Source organism: Streptomyces cahuitamycinicus, assembly GCF_002891435.1.
GTDB classification, from domain to species: domain Bacteria; phylum Actinomycetota; class Actinomycetes; order Streptomycetales; family Streptomycetaceae; genus Streptomyces; species Streptomyces cahuitamycinicus.
Genome location: NZ_POUC01000318.1, coordinates 1 through 9537 on the forward strand (window position 1 = coordinate 1; position 9537 = coordinate 9537).

Annotated in this window: 12 protein-coding genes; 6 read left to right on the forward strand and 6 right to left on the reverse strand. The window is 74.1% G+C overall.

All coding sequences use genetic code 11. The annotated features are described in order from the left end of the window. Nucleotides 1–1252 (forward strand): tetratricopeptide repeat protein (locus tag C1J00_RS31165; RefSeq protein ID WP_146046287.1); only part of this gene is annotated, 1252 nt, incomplete at its 5' end. Here the strand turns inward: C1J00_RS31165 and C1J00_RS31170 are convergent. Together C1J00_RS31170 and C1J00_RS31175 are read right to left on the reverse strand one after the other, a co-directional pair. Continuing rightward, nucleotides 1212–2957: a bifunctional 3'-5' exonuclease/DNA polymerase gene (locus tag C1J00_RS31170; RefSeq protein WP_102912332.1), complete on the reverse strand. Its 1746-nt coding sequence runs from the start codon at nucleotides 2955–2957 to the stop codon at nucleotides 1212–1214. The two genes, C1J00_RS31165 and C1J00_RS31170, sit on opposite strands and share 41 nt — an antisense overlap. Before the next feature lie 134 nt (nucleotides 2958–3091). Then, the gene (locus tag C1J00_RS31175) at nucleotides 3092–3829 is read right to left on the reverse strand and encodes a Clp protease N-terminal domain-containing protein (protein WP_102912333.1); all 738 of its coding nucleotides are present in this window, start codon (nucleotides 3827–3829) and stop codon (nucleotides 3092–3094) included. 85 nt (nucleotides 3830–3914) lie between these two features. Between C1J00_RS31175 and C1J00_RS31180 the strand changes: the two genes are divergently transcribed. Further along, entirely contained in the window at nucleotides 3915–5027 is a 1113-nt protein-coding gene (locus C1J00_RS31180; protein WP_102912334.1) for a DUF2786 domain-containing protein, read from the forward strand. Nucleotides 5028–5049: 22 nt separating this feature from the next. On the opposite strand, the gene C1J00_RS31185 is transcribed toward C1J00_RS31180, so the two are convergent. The 4 genes from C1J00_RS31185 to rpmB form a co-directional block, all read right to left on the reverse strand. Beyond that, nucleotides 5050–5574 (reverse strand): DUF4232 domain-containing protein, encoded by a 525-nt coding sequence (locus tag C1J00_RS31185; protein ID WP_102912335.1) that lies wholly within the window; start codon nucleotides 5572–5574, stop codon nucleotides 5050–5052. Between the two features lie 158 nt (nucleotides 5575–5732). Then, nucleotides 5733–6245 (reverse strand): hypothetical protein, encoded by a 513-nt coding sequence (locus C1J00_RS31190; protein ID WP_102912336.1) that lies wholly within the window; start codon nucleotides 6243–6245, stop codon nucleotides 5733–5735. A gap of 188 nt (nucleotides 6246–6433) precedes the next feature. Then, on the reverse strand, nucleotides 6434–6739 hold the full coding sequence (gene rpsN, locus C1J00_RS31195; protein WP_102912337.1) for a 30S ribosomal protein S14: 306 nt from the start codon (nucleotides 6737–6739) through the stop codon (nucleotides 6434–6436). Further along, complete coding sequence (gene rpmB / locus C1J00_RS31200) at nucleotides 6739–6975, reverse strand: 50S ribosomal protein L28 (RefSeq protein ID WP_102912338.1); 237 nt, start codon at nucleotides 6973–6975, stop codon at nucleotides 6739–6741. The genes rpsN and rpmB overlap by 1 nt, the downstream gene beginning before the upstream one ends. A 65-nt stretch (nucleotides 6976–7040) precedes the next feature. Here rpmB and rpmG point away from each other — a divergent pair, with 65 nt between their 5' ends. The 4 genes from rpmG to rpsR are packed head-to-tail and all read left to right on the forward strand — an operon-like array spanning nucleotide 7041 to nucleotide 8939. Continuing rightward, nucleotides 7041–7205 carry a 50S ribosomal protein L33 gene (gene rpmG / locus C1J00_RS31205; RefSeq protein WP_102912339.1) on the forward strand — a complete coding sequence of 55 codons (165 nt, stop codon included), beginning with the start codon at nucleotides 7041–7043 and terminating at the stop codon, nucleotides 7203–7205. Nucleotides 7206–7207: 2 nt separating this feature from the next. Continuing rightward, nucleotides 7208–7456 carry a type B 50S ribosomal protein L31 gene (locus tag C1J00_RS31210; protein WP_102912340.1) on the forward strand — a complete coding sequence of 83 codons (249 nt, stop codon included), beginning with the start codon at nucleotides 7208–7210 and terminating at the stop codon, nucleotides 7454–7456. A gap of 4 nt (nucleotides 7457–7460) precedes the next feature. Beyond that, a complete protein-coding gene (locus tag C1J00_RS31215) occupies nucleotides 7461–8699 on the forward strand; it encodes a CobW family GTP-binding protein (protein WP_102912341.1) in 1239 nt (412 codons plus the stop codon). A gap of 6 nt (nucleotides 8700–8705) precedes the next feature. Continuing rightward, a complete protein-coding gene (gene rpsR / locus C1J00_RS31220) occupies nucleotides 8706–8939 on the forward strand; it encodes a 30S ribosomal protein S18 (protein WP_102912342.1) in 234 nt (77 codons plus the stop codon). Nucleotides 8940–9537 lie beyond the last annotated feature (598 nt).

Consider the following 9537-nt stretch of genomic DNA (forward strand, 5'->3'; position numbering starts at 1 on the left):
CAACACCGCCGACCCCGACAACACCGCCGACCCCGCCGACGCCGTCGGCACGGCGCTGCACTGGTACGCGGCCGTCGCCGAACGCGTCCTCGCCGCGATCACGGAACCCGGCCTCGACCTGGCCGACCGCCGCCGGCCCGCCCCGGCCCAGCCGAACGGCCACACGGCCTACGTCGACACCGTCGCCCCCTTCGCCGGTCCCGGGGAGGCCTTCGCCTGGGGGGACATGGAGCTGGACAACGTCGTCACCCTGGTCGAGCGGTACGCGGACGACCCCTGCGGGCAGCGCGCGGGCCTGGTCTGCACACTCGTCCGGCTGATCTTTCCCTACGCGCAGCGCCGGGGCCGCCTCGCCGAGATGGAGGTGCTCGGACAGGCCGGCCTCCGGGTGGCCCGACGGCTCGGTGACGTGGAGGCGGAGGCGTGCGCGCTGGCCGACCTCACCGGGCTGCACTTCCTGACCGGCCGGCTCAAGGACGCGCTCGCGCTCAACGACCGGGCGCTCGCCATCTGGCAGCGGCTGGAGAATCCCTCCTGTATCCGCCGCTGCCTCGACAGCCGCGGCCTGCTGCTGGACGGGCTCGGCCGGCGCACCGAGGCGGCTGAGGCGCTGACGCGGAGCCTGCAGTACGCACGGCAGCTGAACGACCCGCACGGCGAGGCCGTCACCCACGGCCACCTCGGCAACCTCGTCGAGCACACCGACCCGCGGGCGGCCATCGAGCGGCACCGGCGTTCGCTCGCCCTCGGGGACGCGATCGGCGCCGTGATCGTGCGGCACTCCGCGCACTGCAACCTCGGATACGCGCATCTGCGGCTCGGCCGACCGGCCGCCGCCCTGCCGCACTTCGAGGAGAGCCTGCGCATCCTCGGCGGCCACGGCGACTGGCACGGCGAGTCCCGGGCCCGGCTCGGCCTGGTCCGTGCCCTGCGTCTGCTCGGCCACAGCGGGCGGGCCACCCGCGAGTGCGCCGAGCTGCTCGGCCGGGCCGACGCCCGCGCCGACCGCTACACCGGCGCTCTCGCCCGCCACCAGCACGGGCTGCTGTTGCGGGAGCGGGGGCACATCGGCGAGGCGCGCGAGGTGTGGGGGGCGGCTCTCGCGGCCCTGGAGAAAACGGACGAGCAGACGGTCGTCACAGAGCTACGCGCGTTGCTCGCTCCCGTCGACCGGTCACGCGGCGTCCCCGACGACACCCCGTCCGGCCCGGCTACTTGGCGTCCGCGTAGCACTCCACCACCGCCGTCGTGAACGGGAACCGCACGGGCGTCTCCCCGAAGGTCAGCCGTCCGGCCAGGGCCGCTGCCTCGCGGATCGCCGCCACGACCGTCTTCGTCTCCTCCTCGGGGCAGTGCACGATCACCTCGTCGTGCTGGAAGAAGACCAGCTCGGCCGACAGCTCCGCGCAGGCCTTGCGCAACGCGGCGAGCAGCAGCAGCGCCCAGTCGGCGGCGCTGCCCTGGACGACGAAGTTGCGGGCGAAGCGGCCGCGGGCGCGGGCGTTCGTGGAGGCGTAGCCGGGCACCCACTGCCCGCTCCCCGGCTGATCGTCCTCCCCGGAGCCGGAGCCGGAGCCGGAGCCGGAGCCGGAGCCGGAGCCGGAGCCGACGGCAGCCGTCGGGATGCCGGCCTCCTCCGTCGCGTCGTCCGTGCCCCGGGCCGCGGGCGGGCACGTCCGGCCGAGCCAGGTCCGCACGAGCCGGCCCTCCTCACCGGCCCGGGCCGCGTCGTCGACGTATGCCACCGCCCTGGGGAAGCGGCGTCTGAGCGCGGCGAGGTTCTTCAGGCCGTCCCCGGACGTCTGGCCGTAGACCGCGCCCAGCACGGCGAGTTTGGCCTGGGAGCGGTCGCCGGAGAAGGCGCGGTCGGAGACGGACTGGTACAGGTCGGTCTCCCGGCCCGCCACCTCCATCAGGCCGGGGTCACGGGAGATCGCCGCGAGGACGCGCGGCTCCATCTGGTCGGCGTCGGCGACGACGAGCCGCCAGCCGGGGTCGGCGACCACGGCCCGCCGGATCACCTTGGGGATCTGGAGCCCGCCCCCGCCGTTGGTGACCCAGCGTCCGGTCACCGTCCCGCCCGCGAGGAACTCGGGTCTGAACCGCCCCTCGCGAACCCAGTCCTGGAGCCACGACCAGCCGTGGGCGACCCAGATGCGGTACAGCTTCTTGTACTCGATCAGGGGCTTCACGGCGGGGTGGTCGACGGTCTCGATCTCCCAGCGGCGGGTCGAGGAGACCTTGATCCCGGCCTGGGCGAAGGCCTTGACCACGTCGGCCGGCAGGTCGGGGCGGACCCGGCGGCCGAACGCGGCGGACACCTCGTCGGCCAGTTCGGCCAGGCGGCGTGGCTCACCGCCGCCCGCGTACCGATCGCCCAGCAGGTCCTGCAGCACGGCGCGGTGCACCTGGGCGCTCCAGGGCAGCCCGGCGCGGTTCATCTCGGCGGCCACCAGCATGCCGGCCGACTCGGCGGCCGTCAGCAGCCGCATGCGGCCGGGGTGCTCGGCGCTCTCGTGCCGCCGCTGCTGCCCGGCGTAGACCGCGAGGAGGTCCGGCAGGGGGAGATGGGCGCCTTGCGGCTCGAACAGCGAGGACTGCGAGCCCGGTTCGGCGGACCGCTGGGGCGGATCGGGCGGCACGGGGCCGCCGCGCAACCGGGCCAGGGCGGCCGCGGCCGAGCGTGGTTCCCCGTACCGCCCCTCGTGGCCGAGGAGGAGGGTCTCGGCAGCCTCGATGTCGTAGCACCGCTCGGCTCGCACCCCCGTGGCGAGCAGGCGCGGGTAGACCTCGGCGGTGGACCGCCACACCCACCGCGTGACGCCGGGACGGCTCCGGACGGCCTCGCCGGCATCCGCCTCCCGCCGCACCGGGCCGGAGGGCAGCCCGTCCGGACCGAGGGGGGCGACGTCCACGCCACCGTCCTCGGCCGGAGCGAGCGCCCACCGTTCGGCCATGTCGCGAGTGTGACAGGGGGGTCTGACAACGCCCCCGACTCGTTTCCGTGGAAGGCCTCGTCGCGCCTCCGCCGCGCCTCGGCTGCCCTCCGCCGGGCCTCGTCGAGCCTCCGCCGCGCCTCGGCCGCCCTCCGTCAGGCCTCGTCGGTCTCCCTCTGCGCCTGCATGATCTTCTCCAGCACCGTCCCGACGTATCGCTCGGCCCGCTCCTTGTCGATGCCGAGGCCGCTGAGGACACCCTCGCCGTTCTCGTGCTCCAGCAGGGCGAGCAGGATGTGCTCGGTGCCGATGTAGTTGTGGCCGAGGCGCAGGGCCTCGCGGAAGGTGAGCTCCAGGACCTTCTTGGCCGCCTGGCCGTACGGCACGAGCTCCGGGACCTCGTCGACGGCGGGCGGAAGGGCCGCCGTCGCCGCCTCACGGACCGCGTCGAGTGTGACGCCCTGCTTGACGATCGCCTTGGCGGCGAGGCCGTCCGGCTCGGCCAGCAGACCGAGGACGAGGTGCGCGGGCAGGCCCTCGGCGTTGCGGGCCGCCTTGGACGCGTTGTGCGCGGCCATGACCGTGTTGCGGGCGCGGGGCGTGTACCGGCTGAAGCCCTGGCTCGGGTCGAGGTCGTTCGACTCCTTCGGCACGAACCGCTTCTGCGCGGCCTGCCGGGTGACGCCCATGCTCTTGCCGATGTCCGTCCAGGACGCGCCGGACCGTCGGGCCTGGTCGACGAAGTGGCCGATCAGGTGGTCGGCCACGTCGCCCAGGTGGTCCGCGGCGATCACCGCGTCCTGGAGCTGGTCCAGCGGCTCCGGGTGGACCTTCTTGATGGCCGCGATGAGGTCGTCGAGACGGATCGACGACGTGGTGTCGGGGTTCGTCATGTGTCAACCGTAGGTTGCGCCTCTCGGGGTGTCAACCGCGGGTTGACACCCGTTGTCGAGTGGGACGACGTGGCACCATCGGCCCGTGAGTACGTCCAGCACCGTCGATCGCGCGTTCGCATCGGCCCTCTACGAGACCGGTGAGACCGCCCTCGACGCCGGCGCGTCCCTGCTCGCGTCCGACCCGGCGGCCGACGCCGAACTCGCCCGGCGCGGGCACGAGTTCGTGGCGGGGGCGTGGCGGCGCGGCTGGCAGCCGGCCGATGTCGTGCGGATCGTGCGGCGCGAGCTGGACGACGTGCATGTGCTGCTGGTGGCCGAGCTGATCCGTACACAGGCACCCGGTGACGGCCCCCGGGGCCGCCGCTGGAACGCCCAGCTCGCGGAACTCCCCGACGACGCCCCGCCCCGCACCGACCGCTTCTCGCACGCCACCGCCGTGCTGGAGCTCTACCGCCTGCTGCTGCGGCTGCCGGCGCTGGAGGCCCTCGACGAGGGGCCAGGGCGCGCGCCCGGCGGGGCGAGGACCGAGTCCCGCATGCTCACCCGGATCCGTGCCCTGCTCGCCAAGGCGGAAGCGACCGGTTTCCCGGAGGAGGCCGAGGCGCTCAGTGCCAAGGCGCAGGAGCTGATGGCCCGGCACAGTGTCGACGAGGCGCTGCTCGCGGCGCGGGCACCGTCGGCGGACGCGCCCGGCGCCTGCCGGATCGGGGTCGAGCCGCCGTACGAGCAGGCCAAGGCGGTGCTGCTGGACGCCGTCGCCGGCGCCAACCACTGCCGGGCGGTGTGGAACGAGCCTCTCGGCTTCTCCACCGTCGTCGGCTTCGAAACCGACCTGGAGTCGGTCGAGCTCCTCTACACCTCGCTCCTCGTGCAGGCCACGACCGCGATGACCAAGGCGGAGGCCGCGCAACGGGCGGGCGGCCGCAAGCGCACCAAGACGTTCCGGCAGTCCTTCCTCGCTGCCTACGCCCACCGCATCGGCACCCGGCTGGCAGCCGCCGCCGAGACCCAGGTGACCGACGATCTGCTGCCGGTCCTCGCCTCCCGCGAGGTCGCCGTGACAGGGCGGCTGGACCGGATGTTCCCGGAGACGACCACGACCCGGCTGCGCGGGGTGCGCGACGCGGCGGGCTGGACGGAGGGCGCGCAGGCGGCGGACCGGGCCCAGGTCCGGCACCGGCCGCCGCTGCGCTGAGCCCCGCCCCGCCGCGCTCCCGTCAGCCGGCCGAGGTCTCGAAGCCGCTCACCGATGGCTTCTCGTCCGTCCAGGCGACCTCGCCGTACGACCACGTCAGTTCGTGCGCCGTCCTGGTGTCGCCGGGCAGGGTGAAGGATGCCTTGCGCACGTCGAGGCTCTCCGCGGAGCCCGCCTCGCCCCGGACGTAGGTGACGGTGAAGGAGGTGGTGCCGCCCTTCCCGAGGGTCAGCGACTGGGGCTTCGCGCCCTCGTCCGGGGAGACGGACGTCGTCTTGTCGTCGGCCAGCAGGTCCACCGCGGGGAAGCCCTTGAGCGCGCACTGCGCTCCCTTGTTGGTGAGCGTCACGGTGACGGTGCCGGTGTCCCCGGCGGCCGGGGCGGCGCCCGCACCGACCTCCACGCCCATGTCGCCGAGCGCGCACGCCGAACCGCTCTTCCAGTCCGTGTTCTTGACGTCGTCACCACCGGTCTTGTCGTCGTCGCAGCCGGTCAGCAGGAGCGTCGTGGCGAGGGCGGCGGCCAGGGCGAGGGGGAAGGTGCGCATGGGGTCCTCTGGGCGTGTCGAACGGAAGCGGCTTCGGGCCCCTGGATCATCACGCACCCAGGCCCCGGGCGGGCACGCACCCCCTGCGATTCCCCCGAACGCCGGACGGGCCACGGATCCCGTAGGAGATCCGTGGCCCGTGCGTGCTGATGCCGGTGTCAGCCGAGGCCTGCCGTCGGGAAGCCCGTGGGGAGCTTGCCGCCCTCGGCCTTCGTGTAGGTCTCCGCGCCGAGGCCGCCCTCCCAGGTGACCTTCAGGCTGCTCTCGTTCACGGAGTCGACCATGCCGGTGGCCCGGTCCTTGGAGCCGTCCGTGCACTTCAGACGGATCATCCGCATCCCGGACTCCTCGCCCGCGGTGCCGCTGCACACGCTCCCGCCGGTGGCGAACAGCGCGGCCTGCTTGCCGGTGATCACCAGGGCCACGGCCTTGCCCCCGGTCGTCGCGAGCCAGCTGCCCGCCAGCTCGCCGCCGGCCGACCCGTCGGAGCCGGAGCCGGAGCCGGCGCCCCCGTCAGTCGCCGCGGGCGCCGAGTCCGACGGGGACGGACTGGACGCCGAGTCGTCCCCCGAGCCGCCGTCGCCACTGCACGCGCTGAGCGCGAGCACGCCCGCCAGCCCCGCGGCCGCCGCCGCGAGGCGCACGGCGCCGGAGCGACGCGAGAAGATCACCGAAGTCACTGCTAGCCCCCAAGCTGTAGCCGGCCGACCGGCCCGGAGGCACCGGCCGGCCCGGAAGGCGCCGGAAGGTCCGGAAGGCGCCGGAAGGTCCGGAAGGCCCGGAAGGCACCGGCCGGCCTCCTGGCCGGAACGATCGCAGCAAGCTATCAGGGCCCGTCAAGGGCCTCCTCGAACGTCTCTCACCAGGACGACTTGCGCACCCCGGGCAGATACCCCGCGTGCGCCTGCTCCCGCAGACCCACCCGGGACAGCCCGAACGCCCGGAAGTAGCCGCGCGGCCGGCCGTCCACCTGGTCGCGGTTGCGCACGCGCGTGGCGCTCGCGTCCCGCGGCTGCCTGCGCAGCTCCGCCTGTGCGGCGAGCCGCTCGGCCTCCGTCGACGACGGCCTCCGGATGATCTCCTTCAGCTCGGCCCGCCGGGCGGCGTACCGCGCGACGACCTCCTGTCGCCTGTCGTTCTTCGCGATCTTGCTCTTCTTGGCCATCAGACCCTCACTCCCCGGGCGCGGATCCGGGCGACGGCCGCCTCGATCCCGATCGTGTCGACGGTCTTGACCGCCCTGGCGCTCAGCCGGAGCCGGACGTACCGGCCCTCGCCCGGCAGCCAGTAGCGCTTGGACTGGATGTTGGGGTCGAACCGGCGCGACGTGCGCCGGTGGGAGTGCGAGATGCGGTTGCCGAAGCCCGGCTGGGCGCCGGTCAGCATGCAGTGCGCGGACATGGGTGGTGACCTACCTCTCCGTCTCGGGTGATGCAAATGGAATTCATTTTCAGTATCATAGCGGCATGGCACGCAACGAACTCCGTCCGGTCATCAAGCTCCGGTCCACCGCCGGGACCGGCTTCACCTACGTGACCCGCAAGAACCGCCGCAACGACCCGGACCGGCTGACCCTGCGCAAGTTCGATCCGGTCGCCGGCCGCCACGTCGCATTCCGAGAGGAGCGCTGACCATGCGCGAGGGAATCCACCCGGCGTACGGCCCCGTCGTCTTCCGCGACCGCGCCGCCGACTACGCCTTCCTCACCCGCTCGACCATGACGAGCGAGAAGACGATCGAGTGGGAGGACGGCCGGACCTACCCGGTCGTGGACGTCGAGATCTCCGACGTCAGCCACCCCTTCTACACCGGCACGGCCCGAGTCCTGGACACCGCGGGCCGTGTGGAGCGCTTCGAGCGCCGGTACGGAAAGAAGGGCTGACCCCATGGCTGTCCCTCCTGGGCTCCCCGTCGTGATCGTCGGCGGGCTGCACGCCGATGCCCGCAGGGCGGCCGTCGCGCGGCTGCTCGCCGACGTGCCCGGCAGCGTCGTCCTCCACCATGACCTCGCGACGGCCGCCGCGGGCACGGTCGTACGGACCATCAGGGACGCCTCCGGCATCCTCGACGCGGGGGAGGCGCCGCTCGTCAACGACTGCGCCTGCTGTGCCCTGCGCGAGGACCTGGTGCCGGAGCTGGAGCGGCTGCGGGACGCCGGCGGCACCCGGCTCGCCGTCGTCGAGCTGTGGGACTCCGTCGAGCCCAAGGCCATGGCCGAGGTCGTCACGGCCGGCGGCCTCACCGTCACCGGCGTGATCACCGCCGTCGCCCCGTCCCTGGTCCTGCCGTACCTGGGCAACGGCGACGACCTGGCCGACGGCGGTCTCGCCGCAGCCGCCACCGACCAGCGCACGGTCGCCGACACCTTCGCGCGCCAGCTGGAGTACGCCCCCGTGCTGGCCGTCGTCGATTCCCCGGAGGCTGACGACGAGGACCGCGAGCTGCTCGCGCAACTGCACCCGACGGCCCGCCAGGTGCCCGTCGGGCAGGATGCCCCGGCCGATCTGGCCGATCTGGCCGGTTTGGCTGAACCGGCTGAACCGGCCGCCGACGGCCTGACCGTGCCGACCCCGCGCCGGCATGCGCTCTCCCCCCTGGCCCAGGCCGCCCTGGCCGGCTTCGACGTCGAGTCGGCCGCCGCCGCCCAGCATCCGGCCTGCGCCCTGCTCCCCGCCGAGGCCGACGCGCATGGCGTCTCCACCCTGGTCTGGAGCCGGCGCCGCCCCTTCCACCCGGAGCGGCTCTATGCCGCACTGGAGGACCTCACCTGCGCGGCCGCCCGCAGCCGGGGCCGGTTCTGGCTCGCCGACAAGCCGGACACGCTCTTCCACTGGGACGCGGCGGGCGGGGCCCTGTGCGTGGAGAGCACGGGCCCGTGGCTGGCCTCCCTGCCGGACGCGGCCTGGGACATGGTCCCGCCGGTGCGCCGGGCCGCCGCCGCGCTGGACTGGCACCCCGAGCACGGCGACCGCTGCCAGCACCTCGTCTTCACCTCGCCCGGCCTCGACCGGGACGGCCTGGAGCGACTGCTGGAGTCCTGCCTGCTGACCAACGCCGAGTACGCCGCCGGGCCCGACGCCTGGCAGCGGCTGCCGCACGCCTTCGACACCCTCCTGGAGGTCTGACCTCTCATGCCGCGCAAGCCCGACCGCAAGCCCGCCAAGGACCGGCCCAATCCCCTGGACCAAGCCGGGATCACCTACGTCGACTACAAGGACACCGATCTGCTGCGGAAGTTCATCTCCGAGCGCGGAAAGATCCGCAGCCGCCGCGTCACCCGGGTGTCGTCCCAGCAGCAACGACACATGGCCAGGGCCATCAAGAACGCACGCGAGATGGCACTGCTCCCGTACACCGGCCACTGACCCCCGCAGGGGCAGGCGCACGCTCGCCACTGGTAGCCGGGCCCGAGCGGGGTGCCGGTGCCACCGGCCGACGGCAGCCGGGCTCAACCGGCCGGGCCAGCCGCACGCGCGCGTGACCGGTGACGGGTTGCGGGTGACCGGTGACCGAGCCCGGGCGGGAACCCGTGGAACCCGACGCACCGGTCGCCCCTGCGGCCGCCGCACGCGCGCGTGCCCGGGTGAGGTTCCCCACGCTTGACGGGGCGGGAACCTCCTGCGCATGACCCGCCAAGGCCGACGGTCGCCGTCGGCCGGCCGGCCCCGTGGTCCGCCACAGGCGCTCCGGACCGGGCCGGACGCCGACCGGGGCGGGCGCGCGGAGGCCGAGGGTCGGAACGGCGCGGCGGGCCGCCGCGCGGGTCTCCAGGGCCGGAAGCCGGGTGAGGGGTCCGGCAATGGTCCGAGCGACGCACCGGTCACAGGGACGACCCCGACCTGCTGCGACCGGCCCATTTCTCCCCGTCCCCGCAGGCCGTGGCCGTCTTCCGGATGCGGGTCGGCCGGTCGAACGGCCGAGCCCGCGCCCCGCGCCTCAGCTCCCGCTTCTTCCCTGCGACCC

Bases quoted from the DNA above. Each gene is read 5' to 3' on its own strand.
- C1J00_RS31170 (WP_102912332.1), bottom strand. From the start codon at position 2,957: ATGGCCGAACGGTGGGCGCTCGCTCCGGCCGAGGACGGTGGCGTGGAC.
- C1J00_RS31175 (WP_102912333.1), bottom strand. From the start codon at position 3,829: ATGACGAACCCCGACACCACGTCGTCGATCCGTCTCGACGACCTCATC.
- C1J00_RS31185 (WP_102912335.1), bottom strand. From the start codon at position 5,574: ATGCGCACCTTCCCCCTCGCCCTGGCCGCCGCCCTCGCCACGACGCTC.
- rpsN (WP_102912337.1), bottom strand. From the start codon at position 6,739: ATGGCCAAGAAGAGCAAGATCGCGAAGAACGACAGGCGACAGGAGGTC.
- rpmB (WP_102912338.1), bottom strand. From the start codon at position 6,975: ATGTCCGCGCACTGCATGCTGACCGGCGCCCAGCCGGGCTTCGGCAAC.
- rpmG (WP_102912339.1), top strand. From the start codon at position 7,041: ATGGCACGCAACGAACTCCGTCCGGTCATCAAGCTCCGGTCCACCGCC.
- C1J00_RS31210 (WP_102912340.1), top strand. From the start codon at position 7,208: ATGCGCGAGGGAATCCACCCGGCGTACGGCCCCGTCGTCTTCCGCGAC.
- C1J00_RS31215 (WP_102912341.1), top strand. From the start codon at position 7,461: ATGGCTGTCCCTCCTGGGCTCCCCGTCGTGATCGTCGGCGGGCTGCAC.
- rpsR (WP_102912342.1), top strand. From the start codon at position 8,706: ATGCCGCGCAAGCCCGACCGCAAGCCCGCCAAGGACCGGCCCAATCCC.